Consider the following 414-nt stretch of genomic DNA (forward strand, 5'->3'; position numbering starts at 1 on the left):
TTTTAGCACTTGCTGCATCGCTTGAGCACCTAAGCGTAACGACGGGTAACAACAAGGCACAAGTACTTGCTGACACCCTAGATAAAGCAACTGGTACTTTCCTTGCAGAAAACAAGTCGCCTTCACGTAAAGTAAAAGAAATTGATAACCGTGGTTCTCATTTCTTCCTATCTTTATTCTGGGCACAAGAACTTGCTAAGCAAAATGATGACAGTGAACTTAAAGCACAGTTTACTCAAATCGCTAGTGACCTTGAGTCTAATAAAGAGCAAATCGTAAGTGAGCTTAACGATGCGCAAGGCCCTGCAGTTGATTTAGGCGGTTACTTCCAGCCTAGCGATGATGCAGCCTTTAAAGCGATGCGTCCAAGCACTACATTTAATGATATTCTTGCTAAATTAGTATAAATACCGG

General features: G+C 41.8%; 1 protein-coding gene. It reads left to right on the forward strand.

Features of this window, described 5'->3' with window-relative positions:
- Window positions 1-407: NADP-dependent isocitrate dehydrogenase (locus tag AAEY99_RS21230; protein ID WP_351011950.1), on the forward strand; the 407-nt coding region annotated here is incomplete at its 5' end.
- Window positions 408-414 lie beyond the last annotated feature (7 nt).

This window comes from Shewanella sp. S1-58-MNA-CIBAN-0166 (assembly GCF_040310085.1).
Classification (GTDB): Bacteria; Pseudomonadota; Gammaproteobacteria; order Enterobacterales; family Shewanellaceae; genus Shewanella.